The organism is Bacillus cereus group sp. RP43 (assembly GCF_040459645.1).
Classification (GTDB): Bacteria; Bacillota; Bacilli; order Bacillales; family Bacillaceae_G; genus Bacillus_A; species Bacillus_A mycoides_C.
This window is the reverse complement of the sequence record NZ_JARVHQ010000001.1, coordinates 2,659,767-2,683,220: the sequence shown is the minus strand read 5'-3', so window position 1 is coordinate 2,683,220 and position 23,454 is coordinate 2,659,767. Positions and strand designations below refer to the sequence as shown.

Below are 23,454 nucleotides of genomic sequence, written 5' to 3'. Positions count from 1 at the left end.
TAAAGATAAAAATGCACATTAAAGATCGAAGTTCGATTCATGAGAATAAAGGGGTAGAGGCGTTTTGGAAGGAGCAATTATCTTCCGAGGTTCTCGATTTTTCTGTATTCAATAGCGGTTACCAACTAAATAAAGAAAATCCTTGCGAACACGTTCAAGTCATAATGAATGTAGAGTTTAGTAAAAGTATACAAAAAGTAAGTAAGTCTCAAGATTTATTATTATTTAGCTGGTTACAGGCCGCATTAAGGATTTGTTTGGCACACTATACAGATCAAGAAAGAATTACTATTGGTATTCCTGTAATCGAAAAAAATCTTGAACAAAGCGAGAATCTTAATAAGTTGATTCCTTTAGGAAGTGAAATCCATCCGCATCACAGCTTTAAACAAGTAGTAAATCAGATTGAACAATCGACTTTATTCGGGTATGACAATCAGAGTTATCCACTCTCTGAATTATTAGCGAAACACCATTTAACTCCTTTTCAAATTGTTATTGGGATGGAAGGATTACATAATAAAAATTCGATAGAAAAATACGCAGAGAATAATTTAGCCATATGGATACGAAAAAAATGGAATGAAATACATAATGAATTTGAATTTCAAATTTCTTTTAAATCTCATTCATTCTCTTCTTTGCAACAGTTTGCAAATTCGTACCTTTATGTTTTAAAGCAAGTGTCAAGAAATTCGAATTTGGCTGTGAAAGATATTTGTATCATTTCAGAAGAAGAGAAAGAGTTGCTAGAAGAATTGAATCAAGGTCAGACGGACATAGAATTGTCTCAATCATTTCAAGATTTGTTTGAAGAACAAGCGTTAAAAACCCCAGATCAAATTGCTGTTGTTTGTAATGATCAATCTTTGACATATAGAGAATTGAATAAGAAAGCAAATCAATTAGCTTCTATTCTTCAAAGTAAAGGTGTATCGAAAGAAAGTATTATTGGGGTTATGGTAGATCGGTCATTGGAAATGATCATTGGCATGGTGGGGATTTTAAAAGCAGGAGCAGCGTATTTACCAATCGATCCTAACTATCCAAATGAACGAATTGAATATATGTTACAAGATAGTCAAGCAAAATGTTTACTGAGCAAGCGAACAGAAGTAGAATTGCCGCAATTTGCGGGTGAAGTGCTGTATCTTGATGAGGAATATCTCTTCCAAGGTGAGGAAAGTAACTTAGTTCGAGAAAGTGATCCTAATGATTTGGCTTATGTTATTTACACATCAGGATCGACAGGAAATCCAAAAGGGGTAATGGTGGAACAGAAATCACTTGTCCATTTTTTAAGTGTAATGAGAGAAAAAGTAAAAGATAATCAGTCATTCTTGTTTCTTGCTAGTGTATCTTTTGATATTTCCTTGTTAGAAATATGTCTTCCTTTAACGCAAGGTTCGAAAGTAGTCATTGCTACAGAGGACCAGTTTGCAACAAAAGAATTGGCTTATTTGGTCAAAGAACATAAGGTGGATTTATGGGAATCAACGCCATCGCGAATGGAAGTGATTTTGAGTGATCCAGAAGGGGCGAATTTTCTGAAATATTTAAAATCTATTTTGTTAGCAGGAGAAGCATTTTCCATTGATTTGGTTGAAAAAATTCGATGCATCAGTGAAGCGACAATTTTAAATATTTATGGTCCTACAGAAACAACCATTTGTGCAACAGTAAAGGATTTGAGCTCTGCCAAAGAAGTTACGATTGGAAGTCCCAACCCGAATTATCATTCCTATATATTGAATAAGTATGGTCAATTACAACCATTTGGAATTCCGGGTGAACTCTGCATTGGTGGCGTGGCGGTAGCACGAGGGTATCTTGGGAAATCTAAACTGACAGATGAAAAGTTTGTACCGAGTCCTTTTACGGCAGGAGAAATGATGTATCATACGGGTGATCTCGTTCGTTGGTTGCCTAATGGAGAACTTGAATATCTAGGTCGAATGGATCATCAAGTAAAAATTCGGGGATATCGGATTGAATTAAGAGAAATCGAAAGCCAGTTAAGGGAATATCCAGAAATAAACCAAGCTATCGTTGTTGATCAAGTATATGGAAATAGGAAATTATTAGCTGCGTACTATGTATCGGATAATAAGGTCTCTTTTGATGAAATCAGAAAATATTTAAGTGATAAATTACCTGAGTTTATGATTCCTGAAAAAATGATTCAGGTGGAAGAGATTCCGTTGAATCCAAATGGGAAAGTAGATAGGAAAAGGTTATTAGATATAACACAAACAGATTATGTATCAATTCCATACGTTGCCCCGCGCAATGAAATTGAACAAAAATTGGTGCATGCATGGGAAAAAGTTATGGAGATTGAGGGAATCGGTATTCATGATAATTTTTTTGCTTTAAAAGGAGAATCGATTAAAGCACTTCAGGTAATTAATTTATTAAGAAAAGACTGCTTAAAAATAAGTACAACAGATTTTTTTAAGCATCCCACGATTGCTCAACTTAGTACTTGTGTAAAGTTAGAGCATAAAACGGAAAACTTTGAAAATAGACCAACCCATGTTAAAGATTTGTCTAAGCCATTTCCCTTAACAGAGGTTCAGACAGCGTACATGTTAGGACGGAATTCACAGTTTGAATTAAGTGGTATTTCACCTCAAACTTATTTTGAATATGAAACAAAATTGAATATCAATCGTCTTTCAAAAAGTTTTCAAAAGGTAATTCAACGTCATCCGATGTTACGAGCTGTAATTTTACCAGAGGGAGAACAGCAAATATTACAAAGCGTTCCTGATTACGAGATTGAAATAGTGAGTCTTATAGATTTAGATGATAGGAATCAAAATGCTCGCTTACAAGAAGAACGTTCTCGAATGACTAATCATGTATTTCCTTTAGGGCAATGGCCTTTGTTTGAATTAAAAGCCTTTCTTTTAAAAGAAGATACGTATTTATTATGTTTTCGATACGATGCTTTATTAATGGACGGAGCAAGCATGAACATCGTTGGACATGATTTGTTTCATTATTATTATAAACCAGAGCAAAGATTAGAACCTCTATCTTTTGATTTTCAAGATTACATGTTTATCTATGATGAAATGGAACAAAGCTCAGAATATAAAACAGCAAAAGATTATTGGACAAGTAAGCTTCCGGACTTTCCGTTTGCGCCTTCTTTGCTGTTAAAAAAAGATCCGGTAGAGATTGCTACTCCTAAATTCCAATCACTTACTAAGATCCTGGACAATGAAAAATGGACAAAGCTACGAAAGTTAGCACAAGAGAAAGAAGTAACTCCTTCGGCTCTGCTTTGTACAATATATGGTGATGTGTTGGCATACTGGAGTAATCAACGCCGATTGGCAATTAATTTGACTGTATTTAACCGTAATCCTGTTCATGAAGAAGTAGAGCAAATTGTGGGAGATTTCACTTCACTCATCTTGTTGGATGTTGATGTGAATCCAGATCAATCTTTCTTTACTAGAGTAAAAGAAACGCAATCTACTTTATTAGATGGCCTTGAACATCGTCATTACGATGGAGTTAATTTTATTCGAGATTTCACTCGATATCATCAAATGACGCCAAAAGCAGTTATGCCAATTGTTTTCACCTCGATGCTAGCAGGTGCGGGGGCTTTTGCTTGGGAACAGCTTGGTTCACTTCGCCATATTCATGCTCGGACTCCACAAGTGTATTTGGATAATGTGGTAATTGAAAAAAATGGAGAGTTATTAATTAGCTGGAACTATGTTGAAGAATTGTTTGATGTTGATGTGATAGAAGCAATGTTTTCCCAATTTGTTGACTTATTGGAACAATTGGTGAAAAAAAGTGACGTAACCTCGTTGCAGATGAAAGAATCGGATCAAACTTTAATTGAGCAATACAATGAGACAACGGAAAAAATACTTTCAACTACTCTGTATCAATTATTTACAGACCAAGTAAAACGCACACCGGATGAAGTAGCAGTAGTTTTTGAAAAAGATTGGTTAACATACTCAGAGCTTCATAAACGCTCCAATCAAGTTGCGCACTTCTTAAAAGAACAAGGAATCGGTCTAGGTGACAAAGTTGGCCTTTTAGCACAAAGACGAGTTGAGACCATTGCTAATATGATAGGTATTTTAAAAGCAGGTGCCGCATATGTTCCGATTGATCCCGATCATCCTTTAGATCGCCAAACATATATTTTAGAAAATAGCTCATGCAAACTTTTATTAGAAGCTAGTCTTTATGAAGAAAACCATTTGTCATTATATACAACAGAAGATATGCCTGCTATTGCTGGTCCGGAAGATCTTGCCTATATTATCTACACTTCAGGAAGTACAGGAAAACCGAAAGGAGTAATTATTACTCACCAAGCGGTTACAAATACTATTCAAGATATTAATCAAAAATATCAGGTAAATGAAGATGATCGTATTATTGGTATTTCTTCCATGTGTTTTGACTTATCTGTATACGATATTTTTGGAACGTTAAGCACAGGTGCAATGTTGGTAATGATTCGTGACCCAAGAGACATGCAAGAATTAATCCGTACCGTCGAACGTAGAGGAATTACAATTTGGAATACAGTTCCTGCAATCATGGATTTGGCATTGGAGCAAGTAGGTTCTCATTTTGAACATTCTTCCTTGCGTTTAGTTTTACATAGTGGAGATTGGATTCCACTTTCTTTACCAGAAAAAATAAAACGACATTTCCCGATGGCAGAAGTAGTTTCACTAGGAGGAGCAACAGAAGCATCGATATGGTCAATTTATTATCCGGTCAAACAGGTGGAATCACATTGGAATAGTATTCCATATGGGCTGCCTTTAGCAAACCAAACGTATTATGTGTTGAATTATGAAAAGAAAATGTGCCCTGTTGGTGTAATTGGAGATTTATATATCGGGGGAGTGGGACTTGCTAAAGGATATTTAAATGATGAACAGAAAACGAATGAAGCATTTGTGTCACATCCGGACTTTGGCCTTATTTACAAGACAGGAGACTGTGGCAAAATGCATCCTGAGGGATATATTGAATTTTTAGGCCGCCAAGATTATCAAGTCAAAATTCAAGGATATCGAGTAGAGTTAGAAGAAATCTCCCATTGTCTTCTCACTTACAAACAAGTCGAACACGCTGTTGTGATTGATCAGACAGATGAGAATGGTATAAGATTTTTAGTCGCATATGTGGTAACTGAGCAAAATATTAGTACAACAGAACTACGAAAGCATTTGCGAGACCACTTGCCAGATTACATGATTCCTTCTTATTTTGTTTATTTGGAACAATTGCCTTTGACTCCAAACGGGAAATTAGATAGAAAAGCGCTCCCTGCTCCAGAGAAACAAAAAAATGAAATATTTATTGCTCCAAAAACTGAAATGGAAAAAATATTAACTAGTGTTTGGCAAGAAGTACTCAAAGTAGATCGGGTTGGAGTAAATGATCATTTCTTTGCCTTAGGTGGAGATTCGATAAAAGCGATTCAAGTTTCGGTCAGACTGTATAGACAAGGATTTGAGCTAGAGCCAAAAAATCTATTTTCATTTCCTATATTAGGAGACATGGTTCAATTTGTTAAAAAGCTACACCATTTTTCAAATTCGCAAACAAGTGATGTAAACAAAATGAACGATAATAAAGTTACATCACTAAATGTTAAAGATAAACAACTTAATCAACATACACTTACCAAAATACAAGAAAAAATGCCAGATATAAAAATAGAACGTATTTACCCATTGGCACCTTTCCAGGAAGTTATTTATGAACATGCTGTGACTGAACATGATACAAATGCATATTTTGAACAAATAATTTGGGCACTTGAGGGAGAGCTGGATATTAATCTCTTTATTCAGTGTTTCCAACAATTAGTTGATCGCCATGATTCTTTAAGAACGATAATAGTGCAAGATGAACAAGCAAAACCTTGGCAAGCTGTTCTACATGATGTTCAAATGATTTCAGAGATAAAAAACTTGATTGAGATGACGAAACAAGAACAGCAAAAATTCTTAGACCAATGGATGAATGAAAATTTAAATCAAGGATTCAAAAATGATGAATTTATGAACCGCCTCTGTATATTCCAACTAGGTAATAATGAGCATAAGGTGGTTTGGAGTTCCCATCATCTATTATGTGATGGTTGGAGCGTCAGCATTTTGATAGACGAATTATTCCATCTCTATGAAACAATAAATGCGGGAACTACGGCGGCGTTACCTATGGTAAAACCTTTTGAAACATTCATAGATTGGACTTTAGCACAAGATCATGAGAAAGCACGTCATTTTTGGCGGGATTATTTATCAGGATACAATCGAAAAATTAGTATTCCTAAAAAGAAAGTACCAACTCAAAGTGAAGGGTTAAATTTCACATTTATGGATTTAACATTAGATAAGGATTTGACTAATCAGTTACAGACATTTGTAACTAAAAACAATATAACTATGAATTCGGCATTACTAGCTGTATGGGGAATATTGCTTGGCAAATACAACGGAATGAGAGAAGTAGTATTACCTAATCTAGTATCAGTCAGACCTCCCGAAGTAGAAGGGATTGAAAATATGTTCGGTCTGTTCACAAATATTTTGCCTATCCGACTAGCATGGACAGAAACGCAATCTTTTGTGGACTTCCTGCAAAAAGTACAACTAGAAACATTGAAATGTAATGAGTATGCATACTATTCATTTGTTGATATACAAAAACAAAGTGAATTAAAAAATCAGTTGACTGACCATCTTTGGGTTTTTGAAAACTATCCAACTAACTCAGCTATCTTTTCTTCAAATGAAAGCAGAAATTTTGCCATCACAGATCAAGAAGTTGTTGATGAACCGCATGTAAAGTATGGAATTATGTGCTTCCCTGAAGAGAAACTTACAATAAAGTTTGGATATGATCAAACCATATATGAAGCGGAGAAAATACAGGAAATATTGAATCACATCCATCAGTTAATCAACACGATTCTTCAAAATCCAATACAGGCAATCGGTGATTACAAATTATAAAAAATAAAAAGGCGAGCAAGAACTCGCCTTTTTAAATAGAATAGGAGTAAACCAAATGACAAAAAACTTGCAGTTATCAGCCGAAGAGATGCGTCAGTTAGGATATCAAGCGGTGGACTTGATTGTTGATCATATGAATCATTTAAAAAGTAAACCAGTTTCGGAAACAATTGATAGTAATATTTTTAGAGACAGGCTAATTGAAACGATTCCAGAAAACGGCTCCAATCCGAAAGAGTTACTTCATTTTCTTAATAACAATGTGTTTAATCAAATTACTCATGTGGATCATCCTCATTTTATGGCTTTTGTGCCAGGTCCTAATAATTATGTTGGTGTAGTAGCAGATTTTTTAGCAAGTGGGTTTAATGTATTTCCTACAGCTTGGATAGTAGGTGCAGGTGCTGAACAAATTGAATTAACGACAATCAACTGGTTAAAATCAATGCTAGGATTCCCTGATTCAGCTGAAGGGCTATTTGTCAGTGGCGGTTCCATGGCTAATTTGACTGCACTTACTGTAGCGAGACAGGTCAAGCTGAATAATGACATAGAAAATGCGGTTGTGTATTTTTCTAACCAAACTCATTTTTCTGTAGATCGAGCACTTAAAGTATTAGGGTTTAAACATCATCAAATTTGCCGAATTGAAACAGATGAAGATTTAAGAATTTCAGTTAGTACTTTAAGAAAGCAAATAAAAGAAGATCGATTAAAAGGAAAAAAACCATTCTGTGTTATCGCTAATGCAGGGACAACGAATTCTGGGGCGGTTGATTCCCTCGATGAATTGGCTGATCTTTGTAATGATGAAGACATATGGCTGCACGCGGATGGGGCTTATGGGGCTGCAGCAATTCTCAGTGAAAAAGGAAGTGTGTTGTTAAGCGGAATACATCGTGCCGATTCTTTGACGTTAGACCCGCACAAATGGCTTTTTCAGCCTTATGATGTTGGTTGTGTACTTATTCGAAATAGCCAATATTTAAGTAAAACGTTCCGTATGATCCCAGAGTATATTAAGGATACGGAAACTAATATAGAAGAGAAAGTGAATTTTGGGGAGCGTGGAATTGAACTTTCTCGTAGATTTAGGGCATTAAAAGTATGGCTTTCTTTTAAAGTATTTGGAGTCACAGCTTTTCGCGAGGCAATTGATCATGGCATTATGTTGGCTGAACAAGTTGAAGAGTTTTTAAGGAAAGAAAAAGATTGGGAAGTGGTAACACCTGCCCAGTTAGGAATTGTTACTTTTCGTTATATTCCTTGTGAGCTAACATCTACAGATACAATTCATGAAATAAACAAAAAACTGGTGGAAGAAATTAATCAAAGAGGATTTACTATGCTAAGTACGACTAAATTAAAAGAAAAAGTAGTAATTCGACTTTGCTCTATCAACCCGAGGACAACAATAGAAGAAATACTTCAAATCATGATGAACATAAAAGCATTGGCAGAGGAAATAAACACATCGTCTAAACATCTTATATCTGTTTCTCAACCTTGATATATTAGGTGAATTTTACATATTAATAGCCGATTCTAAATGAGAATCGGCTATTTTTATACTATTTACGAGTTACGAGTGTTTTTCTTGTAAATGGATTAAGCCTCAACCTTAGAGACTCTTTTGAAACCAGTCTTTACTGCTTGTACCATTTCGTTTACAGCATAAATAGATACAGCGGCATTTGGATTTAACCCTTCAAACCAGTGATAGGCATTTGGATATAAATGAAATTCGACATCAACACCAGCTTGCGCTAGTTTGCTTACATAGGTTAATGTTTCACTGCGAAATGGATCTAATTGACCAACAAATGTGTAAGTATATGGTAAGTCACTATAATCCTCAGCTCGGGAAGGCGCTGCATAGGCAGGGATTTGATCCGTTCCATACATTTCTCCTAAATACATTTTCCAACCAGCTTCATTTGCCTTTTGATTCCAAACAAATCCCTCTTTAATTTCATTCGTTGAAGGTGTATTATTTCGGTCATCAATCATTGGATAGAGTGGCATTTGTAAACAAATCGAAGGATATTTTCGATCTCGGGCTAATAATGATAATGCTGCTGTTAGTCCACCGCCAGCACTTACTCCTGCAACCCCAATTCGATTCGAATCAATTTTTAATGAATTTGCATTATCAGCAATCCATTTTAAAGCTGAATAACAATCTTCAATTGGTGCTGGATAAGGATGTTCAGGAGCTAAGCGGTAGTCTACAGACACGACCACACAGCCAGCTTCTTTTGCAAACCTCATACAAGTATCATCGTTATCATCTATAGACCCTAAGATATAACCACCACCATGTATCCATAATAAGACAGGTAAAGATTCATTATTTGATTTTGGACGATAAATTCTTAATGGTAACGGATTAGCATCTGGTCCAACAATGATTTCATCTGTTAACGAAAGGGATTCATCAACAACTGTAGGTGGTCTCATTTGAGCTATTCCTTCTCTGATTGCTTGCAAGTTTTCCGGGCGTAAATCGAGATCTGGAAACATCTCTAACCCTTGTAATAACTCTGGATTTACTCTTGTTTTCATTTTAGCACCTCTATTTGTAATTGTTTTCAAATAAATGAAGTGTATTCTAAGTAGTTTAATTGTGATAAAATATCACAATTAAATTGTAAATTGGATATGTCTTAATAGTCAACAGAATATTCGGAAATTAAAACCTTTCTCAAGAAGGAGTTTCATGAAACCAATAATACAAGTAGTTGATTTAGGAGCAAAGTGTTTTCATGTCGTTGTATTTATTTACACTTAGTTTTCTAATTGAACCAAGAGGTGATCCGTTTTATTTTAATGACATATTGCAAGTGATACCTGTTCGAATTCATACTCGGAAAGGATTAATACATTTTTATTCCTTAATATATAATTCAGGGAAATGCTCATGCGCAGGCATTAATATAGGAGAACAGTACAAATTAAAATAAATGTTTCAAAAAAATTCCTTTTAGTTAGCTAGAAAAGGAGGAGATTCTTTTTTCCTTATCTAGACTCATGAAGAAGTATGAAAATCAGAATTTATATTTCAAAAGCCAACTTAAAGTAATTGCAATAATTATTTTGGATAGTAACCTTAAAAATATAAAAAAAAGAGAAGAACTCACCAATGTTCTTCTCTTTTTTATGTGTAATTAGGGTTTCCATAACTGTAGATATGGATGGTGTAAATTAATGGATGAATAATTTACTCTTTAAATTATAACAGAACAAATAAAGGATTTTATATGTAATATTGCATAAGAAGGGTAAACAACAATAATTTCTTTTCATAAAAAGGAGCCACTGATGAAATGGTAAGTAGCGCTTTTCCATATGGCGAGTTTGTTTCATAGTTACTTCCTAAATTCTATATCATTTTCTAATGATGTAAAGTTAAGGAGATGACAGAAAAAAAGAAGATTTAAAAATGAGCTTGTTAAAAAATGAAACATTGCAGGTATAAGATTCTGTACTTAGTAATCTCTCGCATTAAGGCATGACATTGGGTAAGTGAGGGGAGTTCAATCGATTCCGAATAAAATTGATAGTATCAGTTGCAATTTTTTTACGTTTAAGAACAATCCCGGCATGCCCACATGTATAAATATATCGCGTAGGTCTTTCCCAGGATTCCCACAAGTAGTCCGTATCCTCAGAATGCACATATAGATCGTGCTTACCTGAAATTAATAAAATATTTTCTTTTTTCACTTTTGGTAATGCTTGACTTGGTTCAGTGATTTTCCAATAATTTATTAAATCATCATACGTTACACCATGATGTTCCAAGTCTTCTCTAATAAATTTACCTGGATTTGTCTCCCAAATTGAATAAGAAAGTCGATTCGCGTAGAAAATGGATGCTAATACATCAATTTCTGGTTCAACAAGAGATGTTAGGTTAGTAATAACCCCACCTAAACTGATTCCTACTAGAATCAGGGGACCATTTTTATTTGCTTTAATCCATTTGATCAAAGTTCGTAAATCAGCTACCGCTTGTCTAGTTGCTTGTACAGTTCGTTCAATATTGGCACTTACCATGTACTCTCCACTGAATAAGGATTGGTTGGGTTTTCTTTCAAAATGATATGGTAGAGTGAAATAATACATATTCCACCTCAAGTTGGTCATATGGTCGTGAAATATTTTTTTTACACGTTCGTTAGAATCCATTCTCCAACCATGAACAAAGATGACATGAGGTGCATCTTCATTTTTATGTAAGAATAATTCCCCAGTTACAGAGTCGTTGTGTGAATCACCAGATTGAACCGAGCTTTTATATTCGAATTGTCCAACCATGTATTCCTTTTCCTGTTTTGAATGCTTAATGTTAAAATGAATATCAAATGGTTGTACTTTATAAAAAAATTCTATGTCTTTTATATTTAGTAAGGTGTTAGAAAGAGAAGTATACTGAAACTCTACACTTCTTTTTTTGTGCAAATCATACAAGGCGTATCGATCAATGAGTTTTGAAAAAATCAAATTAACCTCCTCCAAAATACATATTGTTTAAAGCATGGACAAAATTTATGTTTTATTTATGCTGTAAATTAATTATAAAATATTAAAAGGATTATTGATTATTCATCATGAATAATCAATAATGTATTTCTAGAAGAATACCAATTTATCAAATATTCTTTTTGCCTAATATTAGGTGCTTGAATTATAAAAATAGGTGATAAATTTGTATATTATATTATAAAGCTAGCAATAAAATAAAACCATAAATAATTTATACTAAAATCTAAAAAGTAAGTTAATATCCTCATTAATATAAGAGAACATTATCCTGCTTATTTTCGTATCAAAAGGTACACCATAAGGTTATACTTATTTTGAGTTTTAATTAAGTTATTACATGTACAAAATTTCCCATCTGTGAAAAAGACCACACAGCTCACCCTGGTGGTCTTTTTTCTTGCTTTATTTATATTCCTCTACCAAATTCCACCCTCGTTAATTACAAACAATTTCTGTGCTACATTACGTTGTTCGTAATTAAAAGGGGTGTTTTCATTAGAAGATGATATGCATATATTAAAATATTGGATGACTGCTGATTTTTCCTTCCCAGGTCTAGGAAAAAAATCGAGTTGAAAAAAGATGAGAGAAAGTGTAAAATTACACTAAATGATACATAAGTTACTTTTTGGAGGAGGGAGAGAAAGTGAATAAGGAGATTATAACTGAACTCATTTCAACGAAAATAAAGTTAATTCGTACTGAAAAAGGGTATACGCAGGATAAAATGGCTGAAGTTCTCGGCATTTCAAAGAAAACACTTGTTCAAATCGAGAAGGGAAGATCTAATACGGGTTGGACCAATACCGTTGCTATTTGTGCATTATTTAGGGATAGTGAGGTTTTACAGTCCACTCTAGGAGATGATCCGTTAATAGTAATCGAAACAATAGCCCATAAAAGTATTAACAACTTCAAAGAAAAAACATTGGGAGGAAAAGTCTGGTGGAAACAAATTCAAGAAAAAGGGGACTTTCGCTTACAACAAAATCTGATTAGTAAGCATTATCGTATTTTAGACAAACATGATTACCGTTGGTTTAATTCGTTTGATTTAGAAAAAGCACTAGATCAACTTGATAAATTAACAGGGGATCCGGAAAATTAAATAATTTCTTAAAACTGAAGAAAGGGGAATATATACCTACATTAGAAGGGTTCTCTTTTTCTTTGGGCTTACAGTAATGATTACACATAGAATAAATTTATTACTCAATTAATTTGCTGTACGTTGGAATGTGTGGAAACACCACTCATGTTCTTAAACGGACTATGTTATGCAATTAAAAAGTCTTATTGTTCCTATGAAGTAGGATGCATAGCTTTTTTCTATTATTATGTATCATTTCACAATTGTTGAAATACAACTTATCAACTAGGAGAAAATTATATATGATCATCTTGAGCTTTCTTTGGATTTACTTTATGCCCATTTTCTGGTTATGTGGATTTATTGGTGGGATTTATTTAATTATTGCAGGGATTGAAAATCGTAAATTACTCGTAAGTGTAATGGGATTACTTAGTCTTTCCCTTGTCGTACTACCTTTTGTGTGTTGGGGTATGGGGATTGATGCAGAATATCTTCTTTCACCCGTCCCATACTTTACCCTATTCCCTTTAAGTGGGTTATTAGCAGGATTCAATGGACTACAAGCAAAAATTAAGAGCATACGCAATATGGGATTTATTATTTTTATTACTGGAATATTAGGGGCTTTTTTCTATTATTTAATGTCTGTACCTGATTCAGTTTATATCTATTAATTATTATGGTTACGAAAACTCAATAAGTGTTTTTCAAACTATGAAACTATATTATTAATAAGTTAAGGAATCTATTTATAATGAAAATAATAAAAAAGATGTTAAAAAGTTATATATTTTTATCTTTAGTAATCGGTTTATTACTCTGTAATTTTCGCATAAAAAGAACAAAAATAACATATAGCATGATGTTTAGTTTATTGCTATTAACATCATGCGATATATCAAATGATGAAATTGAACAAAAAGCACAAAATTATACAAAATCGGAATATGGTTTTTCTGTTAAACTAAACCAAGTTGAAATACCTGACCAAGGTAAGGTTTTTTCAGGCCCAGACACACGAACAGCTTCTGTACAGCAAGTAGATGAACCATATTTGCAATTTCAATTATATTTCGATGGACGAATCTCTCCAAAAGTAAATAATGATAACTATAAAATAAAAAAAGAAGCGAATGATTTACAAAGGAAATTTAATACATTTTATAAAGAAAAAGGGCATAGCGATATATTTACGCTTGATCAAATGCAGACGGGAGAAGTTGTTTTCGATAAAAAGTATGAGAAAGAAATAGTAAGGAAACATCCTAAGTTTTATGCTACAGCAGTTTTTAGAAGTAATATTTTTTTGGATTTAAACAATCCTGCACATATGGAAAAATTAGCGGAGCTTGCAAGAAGTATTCAGGAATTTAATAAAACAATTGAAAATAATAAGAGTAGTGTGGAAGACATAACGATTCAGCTGCCAAATGCTAATAAGAGTTTATTACAAAATATTGCAGTAGATTATGTATTAACGGCTGAAGAGGCAAAAAGGGCCTTTGAGAAAAAGGATGATTATATGAAAACTTTACAGCTTACAAAGTGAAAAAGGAAATCATTTCGATTTCCTTTTTTATATTCTATTCATATACAAGGAGATCATTGATAAATGAATTGGGTTTTTATATCTCAAAAGGTGCACCTTTTGAAGTGACGTGATTTCTATGAAAGACAATTTGTCAATTGGTATTTTGTATACCTTGTACAGTTGTAGTTATCATAATTTTCGAAGCCGATAGTCAATTATCCTTACAAAATGCGTCTTTCTGGTGTATAAATAGCTATATTCATTAGAGAAGGAGTTTTAATCCTTCATGAGAATCTCTAAACCCTAATTTCTTATAAAATTGCAAAGCTTCTTGTCGTTCTTTATCTGTTGTTAACTGTACTAAATGACACCCCCGTAATTTAGCACGTTGAATAGCCCATTTAATAAGTTTACTTCCTATACCTTTACCACGTTTTGATGAGGCTGTCCGTACACCCTCAATTGTAGCTCTCCAACCCCCTTGACGTGCAATGTAAGGCGTAAATGTAATTTGTTGAAGACCAATAACCTCTGTCCCATCACATGCTACAATCAACTCGTTATTTGGATCACAATCAATAGCATGAAATGCTTTTATATAACTATCAGGAAGTGGTGTTTCATAGCGTTCTCTTTTATTTCCTAAAACATCATCAGCAAGCATTTTTACAATTTCATCTAAATCATCTACCGTTGCAATCCTAAATGTTATAGTCTCTGTCACTATCAAAAACCCTCCTTAATGTATGCACTTGTTACTTTTATTTTACTTGTTTAAATACAATAGGTTAAATTATAAAATATTATGAGTCTCTATAGCTTTTTCTTATAGATAGCATAAAAGCCTAACTTATAAAATTATAAGTTAGGCTTTTTAACACAATATTATTATTAGAAAATCCGACCAACTTCAATAAAACTCCATATTCATTAATGGATTTTCATATTTAACAAACACACATATAACCATTCAAATAGGGTGCTTTTTATTTGTTGCATAGAAATTACATAAGCATTGATTTGTATGCTCTCATTCAATGAATCTTAACCCTAACTCTAAGGACTGCCTCTTTATCAATATTCAAAAACGATTACGTTTTTGGATTAGTGTTCCGGTTTTTCTTGACCAGCTTATTGAATAACTACACATAAACTCCTTATATCTCTAGATAAACTACCGATTAGCTCCATATAGACTCTAGATAACCTATATAGAATATAAGTTATCAAGGAGGTAAGAAAAAATGAACTTTATGAAACGAGCAATTCTCAGTATGAAAAAAAGAGTAGGAACATCATTAATTTTGATGGCAGTCTTCCTAATTGTTACAAATTTAGTGTTGGCAGGATTCACAATCCAAAATGCATCAAAAAAAGCTGCTGATGCAGCAAGAAAAAAACTCGGCGCAGATGTTACTTTAAGTCTTGATTTTGACAAATTAGGTCAGCAAGCTAGGGAAACTGGAGAGATGCCTAATCCGCCAAAGCTTAATACAAAAGAAGCAGATCAATTAGCGAAGTCAAAGTATGTAAAAGACTATAATTACATAAGCAATACTTTCGGAATTTCGGATGGACTTAAACTAGTAGGAGCTTCAGAAGGAGAAGAAGAAGGAAAAGGTAAAGCGGGAATGGCGGCTGTACGAGGCGGTTCAAGCTCTGGTACAGAAATAGATATGAATGCTTCTTTTATGATTGAGGGAGTTCGTAAGACTACATTACAAGAAAGCTTTAAGAATGGAAAAAGTAAAATCATTGATGGGAAACCAATTACAGAACAGATGAAAAATCAAAATGTAGCTTTAATGGAAAAACGATTAGCGGAATTAAACAATTTGAAAGTAGGAGACAAAGTTAAAGTGCAATCAGGTGATAAGAAGGAAACCCTCGAGGTTGAAATTATCGGTATTTACGAAACGAATGAGCAAGCAATGGGTCAACAGGCCCCTCCTATAATGGATCCAGCTAATAAACTATATATGCCGCATTCAACTATGAAAAAATTAGAAGTAGATCAAGGTATAAGTAGCGTTCAAGTCGTGTATTTCTTGAAAGATCCACAAAACATTGAAGCATTTAAAAAAGAAGCGGAAAAATCTAATATTAATTTTAATTATTATAAATTAGATGCACATGATTCATTGTACAAACAAATGATTGGTCCTATCGAAAATATCTCTTCTACTTCTAAAATGATTATTTATATTGTATCGATTGCAGGTGCGATCATTTTAGGGTTAATCATTATGCTATCAATTAAAGGACGTCGTAAGGAAATGGGAATTTTGTTATCTATTGGAGAGAAGAAATGGAAATTGATGGCACAATTCGTAGTAGAAGTAGTATGTGTCGCTATTTTAGCATTTGGATTATCCATAACAACAGGAGCTAAAGTTTCTCAATATATAGGGGATAATTTACTTTCAAGTGAAGTCGCTACAGCAAGCGAAGAAACAGACACCTCGCAAAATGGTACTGTAATGATGTCTGGACCTGGTGGAACTGTACAAAATCAAAAAGAAGATCCGATTGATAAAATTGATGTAAGTGTAACAGGAGAAGATGTAGGGAAAATGGGAGGGATTGGACTAGCTATTGCTATATTAGCAACGCTTCTTCCAGCATTATCTATTCTGCGTTTAAATCCAAAACAAATTCTTTTAAAAGATGAATAAGGAGGCTCGATATGGAAACGATTTTACAATTTAAAAATTTGGACTATTATTATGAAAGTAATGGGAAAAATGTAGCGATACTAGATAATGTTAATTTTTCTTTTCAAAAAGGGCATTTCTACACGATTTTAGGACCATCTGGATCTGGTAAAACCACAACTCTGAGCTTAGGTTGTGGACTGGATGTCCCTAAAAATGGTTATGTACTGTATAATGGAAAAGATATTCGAAAAATTGGTTTGGATCGATACCGCAATCAAAATGTATCTGTAATTTTCCAATCTTATAATTTGATTACCTATATGACTGCTCTTCAAAATGTCTTAACAGCAATGGAAATTACAGGTGTTAAAGTGCAAAATAAAACGGCAAGGGCGTTAGAATTATTAGAGAAAGTAGGACTTACAGAAGTAGAAGCGAAACGAAACGTTCTGCAACTAAGTGGCGGGCAACAGCAGCGTGTAGCAATCGCTCGAGCATTATCTTGTAATGTTGATTTACTGATTGCGGATGAGCCGACAGGAAACCTCGACGAAGAAACGGCAATGGATATAATAGAACTGTTTCAAGAACTTGCACATAAAGAAAATAAATGTATTATTGTTGTGACGCACTCACAGGAAGTTGCTAAAAAATCAGATCGTGCAGTTTATTTAAGTAATAAGAAGTTGGTAGTAAACGAAATCTAATATAAACACACTAACTTTTTAATTCACATAATTTTCGAAAATTTATTCCTTCAAATATTAATATTTGATATACAATAAAACCAAGCCATAATCAAAATGGTCTCCCTGTATTGAATGTTAAGATAGTTTGTTGTTCCATTTTTTAACAATATTTAGAAAAGAACTTGTAGTATATTCTACAGGTTTTTTTGTTATGATCGGTTACCTATATCATTGAGGAATTACATATGAAAAACGGGACATTACCTAGATGTATGATCTAAATACTGTCCCGTTTAACTGTTTAATTGTTTATCTGTATAGTTATTGAAGAATTAAACCTACAATCATAATTAAACTAAATATTATCATCCAACCAAACGCACAATAGCCGAAAATTCTAATCCATTTAGGTAATTGATTCATGTTAACTTTATTTGTGGGAACTCCTTGCATAGAAAACATCATTTTTTGATCTCTATCCCTATTATTTTGTTGTTCATACATAATATCATCACCCTTTTAGAACGATTGTGTTTATAGTATATCAGCCTGGAGATAACTAAGCACAGAATATTCGACAATTATAGTGAATTAATCTGTTTTCCAGTGCTGCATACTAAATTTCAAAAAAACTAAAATTTGATTACTCAAAAGCTATATATACTAAAGTGTTTGCTCATTTAAAACATAGTAAACCTTTTAACAAGAGATGCTTATTATTGGGTATTGAATAATTTAAATACATTCAATAATACTTCTTAGCGTTTAGATACGTATATGTCTTTCAGACTATATGTACTGTAAAGTAGGAGCAGCTTACATTCATGACTATTATTATTTATTCGTTACTTTTAAAGCATCTAACACTATTTTGGTTGCGTCTGCAATAAGTTTATCATCGTATTTCGCATCCTCTTTTGCATGATTAGAAAGTATCGCAAGAACAATTGGCTTCTTATTTGGTGGCCAAATGATTGCGATATCATTCCTTGTTCCATAAGACCCAGAGCCAGTCTTATCGGCTACTTCCCATTCTCCTGGAACTCCAGCACGAATTAAGTTGTCCCCCGTAGTATTTCTTTTCATCAAATCTATTAAAAAGTTCCGTTTCTCGATTGAAAGTATATCGCCTAGCGCGTAAGCTTGAAGACTAGTAGCTAATGCCTTTGGGGTACTAGTATCACGAGTGTCTCCTGGCTGCACTTCGTTTAATTCTGGTTCAAAACGTTCAGGATTTGTGACAGTATCTCCTATTTCTCTCAGTGATTTTTTGAATTCATTTGGCCCACCTAATTGCTTAAGAATAAGATTTTGTGCAGTATTATCGCTATATCGAATGGAAGCATCCGCAAGCTCTTTCAGAGTCATACCTGTATCTACATATTTTTCAGTAATTGGATTGTAATTCACAAGATCTTTGCTAGTATACTTAATTCTTTGATCTAAATCTTCTATTGATTTCTTTTGTAACAGTGCTCCAACAGCAAGTGCTTTGTGGGTAGATGCGTATGCAAACCGTTCATCTGAACGATAAGTAACAGTTTGATTCGTACCTGTGTCCAATGCATAAATACCAAGTTTAGCATCATATTCTTTTTCAAGTTTAACAAAAGATTGATTACTTATATGTTCTTGTTTGGTTTGTTTCGGTGGTTCGGATTGAATATTACTATTGGAACAGCCTATAAGCGTTACACATGAAAGTAATACTACAGGTAGCATCTTTTTATAATGTGCAATGTGAAAAAACTTCTTTGAAACTATCATACATTTTCAACCTCTTTCAAGAATTTATGGATTTTGTATCGGTATTTTACATGCCGATACAATTAACAAATGTACAGGATAGCACTCCTCTTGTATTTCTTGCATTACAAAATGAGAGAACTACCAAGAACACCTTTTTTATACGTAATAGACAATCTAAGTAACGCATTTGTTCCATTTATGATTAAGGTTTTAAATATATCCATTAATTTTATAAGAATCACAAAATCCTCCTTTTTTGAACTCTACTTAATTTTATGTGGATTTAGATTAAGTTTCCCTCGTAACGGGAATATCAATTGGATGGCGCATATATAACAACCTTGTTTCGGATAGAATAGGTAATAACAACTACTGATTTCATTTTAAGTGAGGTGTTATATGATACATACGACAAAACAAAAAAGACTTGTGGTGCAAAGTATAACTACATTTAGTCTACTAATAACGACTATCTTTACACCTATGCTTATTTACATTGTTTATGGATTACAGATCTCGAAAGGCTTTGAGGGATACTGGCCATCAATCTTGTTTTATACAACTTATATGACGGGTGTGTTTATCTGGATACCTATTGTGAATAAGGCTGGAATTCAACGCTCCTTATATTGGGCTGTTTCTATACTGATAGTATCATTACTTAGTGTTACTTTCTTTGGATGGAGTTCAAAATGGCTAGAAATAAGTGCGTTAGTTTCTGGTTTTGCAGTTAGTACAATTTCTACCATGACGAGTACTTTATTGTTTCTACATGTTGAAGGTGGGGGAAAGATTTATAATAAGAATCAACAAGCGATTATTATTGGTATCGTTTTTCTTTTACTGATCATCATATTGTTAGCGATTAGTTTTCTATCGCCGCCGCTGATAACATGCATATATGGGATTTGTTTAATCAGTATCCTTTTTGCTATAAAAAAGATGCCGAGAACCGAGTTAGCCAAAGGGTTTTTACCTATCTCCATCGTATCGGTAGTAGGAAAGTTTCTTTTTGTCTCAATGCTTATTCTTTTGATACGAACAAGTCGTAACATAAATAATGAACAATATATTTTCTGTTTTTTTCTATTCTCTATAGCGCTTATTTGTTTCATGTTTTTGAGTTTGTTGAAAGAAAAGTTCTTTCATAAACTTTCATCTTCTTTACCAATTCGATTAAAGGCAGAATCATTTTTACTCGGATTAGGAAATGGATATTTATTTTTGATGGGTATTTTTTATAGTTTTACTTTCTATAACATGTTAACCTGTATTTTCATTGTAGTTGCCCCATACCTATTAGGGGTTTTGATGTCCATATTTTTAGATATCAAAGCTGCTAAAAAAGTTAATCCAATCCATTTGTTTTTAGTAAGTACTTTAATCATGATATTCGGGTTTTATTCTCCACTATTTATAGTCATTAGCGTTACATTTGGGAGCTATGCCATTAATAGTATTTCTTCTCAAAATAATATGAAAGTATATATGGTGAATGCTACACATAGAGAACTTTCTTTACTCATTTACACAACATGGAGAAATATGGGGAATATATTTTTACAATTTTTTATATTGATTGTGATTGTGGGAGTAGGGGTGTTTTATGATGTCAAATGGTCGCAACTTTTCCAAACAATTGTAGGGAAGAGTCAAATGCAGATTGAAGGGTTATCCGTACGACAATTGATGTTTATGTTAGCAATTTGCTGTTGGCTTGGCATGGTGGGCTTAGGTATGTGGATTGGTAAAAAGGCTAATCCCAATATTGCTTAAAAAGTATCTCAAAAAATATCGGTACTAAAAAATGGAGTACCACAAATATTTAATTGTAGCTTTTAGTTTGTCCACGCTCTAAGTAACATAAGGTGGATAGTAAAAATAAAGGGCGTAAAAAACCGAGATGTAATCGCATCTCGGTTTTTTATGTTATGTGAAGTGTTAGATCAATTAAAAAACTAAAGGGGTACCATTCATATTATGGTCACGAGTATGTCAGTACCCATATCACTTGCCACTTTTTTGAAAGGAAATCATGAGTATGAAATAATCGAACACTTTTTAAATCCTCCCAATAAAAATTGGCTTAGTCAAGTAGGAGAAAAAACTTTACTACAATATAATCAAATTAGCAGAAAAGTTCCACTTGGTAGGCATGTATGGTGATCCCTAATGGGAGGGATTTAAAATATATACGATTCAGAAACTAGGGGAACTGGCTGTATTTTCATATGCAACATTGCATATGAAAACGAATTGATGCAAATGTAAAAGCTTATTATAATGAAAACATAAATATTCAACACATCTTAATACAACAAAGAGGAGGAAGTAATATGGAAATCGCAATGGCAGTTTTGAAATTTTTAGGTGGAGTAATTCCATTAGTTCAAGAACTTTTAAAAGCATTTATGTAAGTTTATTAATTAGCAATCATTATCATATCTTAATATAAAAGAGAATGGAGTGATTTTTCTGAAAATTAAAAAAGGTAGTAAAGGAATAAAATTCCTAGCATGTTTATTAGTTAGTTTATGCACTATTAATTATTCATCTATTTCTTTCGCGGAAACACATACAGGTAATAATGCTACTGATGCAACAAAAAATGCTAGTGACATTAATACTGGCATAGCAAATTTAAAGTATGATAGTAGAGATATTTTAGCAGTAAATGGTGATAAAGTAGAGAGTTTTGTTCCGAAAGAAAGTATCAATTCAAATGGTAAATTTGTAGTAGTTGAACGTGAGAAAAAATCACTTACAACTTCACCAGTCGATATTTCGATTATTGATTCTGTGGCTAATCGTACTTATCCAGGAGCCGTACAACTTGCAAATAAAGCTTTTGCAGATAATCAGCCTAGTTTATTAGTGGCTAAGAGAAAACCTTTGATTATTAGTATAGACTTACCTGGCATGAGAAAAGAAAATACAGTAACTGTCCAAAATCCGACATACGGCAATGTGGCTGGAGCAGTAGATGATTTAGTATCTACTTGGAATGAAAAGTATGCATCAACACATTCGTTACCTGCAAGAATGCAGTATACAGAATCTATGGTGTATAGTAAATCACAAATCGCAAGTGCTCTTAATGTTAACGCTAAATATCTTGATAATGGGCTGAACATTGATTTTAATGCGGTTGCAAATGGAGAGAAAAAAGTGATGGTTGCGGCATATAAGCAAATATTTTATACCGTAAGTGCTGAACTACCTAACAATCCATCCGATCTTTTTGATAATAGTGTTACTTTTGATGAGTTAACTCGTAAAGGGGTAAGTAATGTGGCCCCGCCTGTTATGGTGTCAAATGTAGCGTATGGTAGAACAATTTATGTGAAATTAGAAACAACGTCTAAGAGCAAAGATGTACAAGCTGCCTTTAAAGCTTTACTTAAGAATAATAGCGTCGAAACGAGTGGACAGTATAAAGATATTTTTGAAGAAAGTACCTTTACTGCTGTAGTATTAGGCGGAGATGCGAAAGAGCATAACAAGGTTGTTACAAAAGATTTTGATGAAATCCGAAATATTATTAAAGATAATGCGGAATTAAGTCTTAAAAATCCAGCATACCCAATTTCATATACAAGCACTTTCTTAAAAGATAATGCAACGGCTGCTGTTCATAACAATACAGATTATATTGAGACTACAACTACAGAATATTCAAGTGCTAAAATGACGCTTGATCATTACGGTGCATATGTTGCTCAATTTGATGTATCTTGGGATGAATTCTCATATGATGAAAATGGGAAAGAAGTACTAACACATAAAACATGGGATGGAAGCGGCAAAGACAAAACGGCTCATTACTCTACCGTTATACCGCTTCCACCGAATTCAAAAAATGTAAAAGTCGTAGCGAGAGAATGTACTGGTCTTGCATGGGAATGGTGGAGAACAATTATTAATGAACAAAACGTTCCATTAACAAATGAAATAAAGGTTTCAATTGGAGGAACAACGTTATACCCAACTGCTAATATTAGTCATTAGATAAAAATGAAGCGCCCTGTACAGGGCGCTTTTTCTTAATAGATCATACGCAACAAATGAGCGAGTCAACTTAAGTAGGGGGAGAATATTTAAGTTGGATACAATGGATTGAGGGAGCCTTAATTGTTATCGCTACTTATTACGGTCGCCATTTGGA

General features: G+C 33.5%; 15 protein-coding genes. 10 read left to right on the top strand and 5 right to left on the bottom strand.

Annotated features, from left to right (window positions below; all coding sequences use genetic code 11):
- Window positions 1–11: 11 nt before the first annotated feature.
- Entirely contained in the window at window positions 12–7,022 is a 7,011-nt protein-coding gene (locus QCI75_RS14150) for an amino acid adenylation domain-containing protein (protein WP_353760714.1), read from the top strand.
- 55 nt (window positions 7,023–7,077) lie between these two features.
- A complete protein-coding gene (locus QCI75_RS14145) occupies window positions 7,078–8,532 on the top strand; it encodes a pyridoxal phosphate-dependent decarboxylase family protein (protein ID WP_353760713.1) in 1,455 nt (484 codons plus the stop codon).
- 98 nt (window positions 8,533–8,630) lie between these two features.
- On the opposite strand, the gene QCI75_RS14140 is transcribed toward QCI75_RS14145, so the two are convergent.
- Complete coding sequence (locus tag QCI75_RS14140) at window positions 8,631–9,587, bottom strand: alpha/beta hydrolase (protein ID WP_144508128.1); 957 nt, start codon at window positions 9,585–9,587, stop codon at window positions 8,631–8,633.
- 465 nt (window positions 9,588–10,052) lie between these two features.
- Between QCI75_RS14140 and QCI75_RS14135 the strand changes: the two genes are divergently transcribed.
- Window positions 10,053–10,193, top strand: coding sequence for a hypothetical protein (locus QCI75_RS14135; protein ID WP_171902683.1), 141 nt, complete (start codon window positions 10,053–10,055; stop codon window positions 10,191–10,193).
- Window positions 10,194–10,526: 333 nt separating this feature from the next.
- On the opposite strand, the gene QCI75_RS14130 is transcribed toward QCI75_RS14135, so the two are convergent.
- On the bottom strand, window positions 10,527–11,528 hold the full coding sequence (locus QCI75_RS14130; RefSeq protein WP_002110100.1) for an alpha/beta hydrolase: 1,002 nt from the start codon (window positions 11,526–11,528) through the stop codon (window positions 10,527–10,529).
- A 688-nt stretch (window positions 11,529–12,216) separates the two neighbouring features.
- Between QCI75_RS14130 and QCI75_RS14125 the strand changes: the two genes are divergently transcribed.
- The 3 genes from QCI75_RS14125 to QCI75_RS14115 all read left to right on the top strand — a co-directional run bounded on the left by QCI75_RS14125 (window position 12,217) and on the right by QCI75_RS14115 (window position 14,212).
- Window positions 12,217–12,678 carry a helix-turn-helix transcriptional regulator gene (locus QCI75_RS14125; RefSeq protein ID WP_002110101.1) on the top strand — a complete coding sequence of 154 codons (462 nt, stop codon included), beginning with the start codon at window positions 12,217–12,219 and terminating at the stop codon, window positions 12,676–12,678.
- A 284-nt stretch (window positions 12,679–12,962) separates the two neighbouring features.
- Window positions 12,963–13,337 (top strand): hypothetical protein, encoded by a 375-nt coding sequence (locus QCI75_RS14120; protein WP_002110102.1) that lies wholly within the window; start codon window positions 12,963–12,965, stop codon window positions 13,335–13,337.
- A gap of 158 nt (window positions 13,338–13,495) precedes the next feature.
- Window positions 13,496–14,212, top strand: a complete 717-nt coding sequence (locus tag QCI75_RS14115) for a hypothetical protein (protein ID WP_353761537.1) — start codon at window positions 13,496–13,498, stop codon at window positions 14,210–14,212.
- A 244-nt stretch (window positions 14,213–14,456) separates the two neighbouring features.
- Here QCI75_RS14115 and QCI75_RS14110 read toward each other — a convergent pair whose 3' ends face one another.
- Window positions 14,457–14,918, bottom strand: coding sequence for a GNAT family N-acetyltransferase (locus tag QCI75_RS14110; protein ID WP_353760712.1), 462 nt, complete (start codon window positions 14,916–14,918; stop codon window positions 14,457–14,459).
- A 520-nt stretch (window positions 14,919–15,438) separates the two neighbouring features.
- Here QCI75_RS14110 and QCI75_RS14105 point away from each other — a divergent pair.
- Both QCI75_RS14105 and QCI75_RS14100 read left to right on the top strand, forming a co-directional pair.
- Complete coding sequence (locus QCI75_RS14105; RefSeq protein ID WP_353760711.1) at window positions 15,439–16,869, top strand: ABC transporter permease; 1,431 nt, start codon at window positions 15,439–15,441, stop codon at window positions 16,867–16,869.
- An 11-nt stretch (window positions 16,870–16,880) separates the two neighbouring features.
- Window positions 16,881–17,558, top strand: coding sequence for an ABC transporter ATP-binding protein (locus tag QCI75_RS14100; RefSeq protein ID WP_144508583.1), 678 nt, complete (start codon window positions 16,881–16,883; stop codon window positions 17,556–17,558).
- Between the two features lie 303 nt (window positions 17,559–17,861).
- Here QCI75_RS14100 and QCI75_RS14095 read toward each other — a convergent pair whose 3' ends face one another.
- Both QCI75_RS14095 and bla read right to left on the bottom strand, forming a co-directional pair.
- Window positions 17,862–18,044 carry a hypothetical protein gene (locus QCI75_RS14095; RefSeq protein WP_144508584.1) on the bottom strand — a complete coding sequence of 61 codons (183 nt, stop codon included), beginning with the start codon at window positions 18,042–18,044 and terminating at the stop codon, window positions 17,862–17,864.
- 330 nt (window positions 18,045–18,374) lie between these two features.
- Window positions 18,375–19,307: a class A beta-lactamase gene (gene bla / locus QCI75_RS14090; protein ID WP_144508585.1), complete on the bottom strand. Its 933-nt coding sequence runs from the start codon at window positions 19,305–19,307 to the stop codon at window positions 18,375–18,377.
- A 465-nt stretch (window positions 19,308–19,772) separates the two neighbouring features.
- Here bla and QCI75_RS14085 point away from each other — a divergent pair, with 465 nt between their 5' ends.
- Complete coding sequence (locus QCI75_RS14085) at window positions 19,773–21,065, top strand: hypothetical protein (RefSeq protein ID WP_144508586.1); 1,293 nt, start codon at window positions 19,773–19,775, stop codon at window positions 21,063–21,065.
- 690 nt (window positions 21,066–21,755) lie between these two features.
- A complete protein-coding gene (locus QCI75_RS14080; protein ID WP_353760710.1) occupies window positions 21,756–23,297 on the top strand; it encodes a thiol-activated cytolysin family protein in 1,542 nt (513 codons plus the stop codon).
- Window positions 23,298–23,454: the final 157 nt, after the last annotated feature.

Coding starts and splice junctions, on each gene's coding strand:
- QCI75_RS14150 (WP_353760714.1), top strand. CDS start 12: ATGCACATTAAAGATCGAAGTTCGATTCATGAGAATAAAGGGGTAGAG.
- QCI75_RS14145 (WP_353760713.1), top strand. CDS start 7,078: ATGACAAAAAACTTGCAGTTATCAGCCGAAGAGATGCGTCAGTTAGGA.
- QCI75_RS14140 (WP_144508128.1), bottom strand. CDS start 9,587: ATGAAAACAAGAGTAAATCCAGAGTTATTACAAGGGTTAGAGATGTTT.
- QCI75_RS14135 (WP_171902683.1), top strand. CDS start 10,053: ATGAAGAAGTATGAAAATCAGAATTTATATTTCAAAAGCCAACTTAAA.
- QCI75_RS14120 (WP_002110102.1), top strand. CDS start 12,963: ATGATCATCTTGAGCTTTCTTTGGATTTACTTTATGCCCATTTTCTGG.
- QCI75_RS14105 (WP_353760711.1), top strand. CDS start 15,439: ATGAACTTTATGAAACGAGCAATTCTCAGTATGAAAAAAAGAGTAGGA.
- QCI75_RS14100 (WP_144508583.1), top strand. CDS start 16,881: ATGGAAACGATTTTACAATTTAAAAATTTGGACTATTATTATGAAAGT.
- QCI75_RS14095 (WP_144508584.1), bottom strand. CDS start 18,044: ATGTATGAACAACAAAATAATAGGGATAGAGATCAAAAAATGATGTTT.
- bla (WP_144508585.1), bottom strand. CDS start 19,307: ATGATAGTTTCAAAGAAGTTTTTTCACATTGCACATTATAAAAAGATG.
- QCI75_RS14085 (WP_144508586.1), top strand. CDS start 19,773: ATGCTTATTTACATTGTTTATGGATTACAGATCTCGAAAGGCTTTGAG.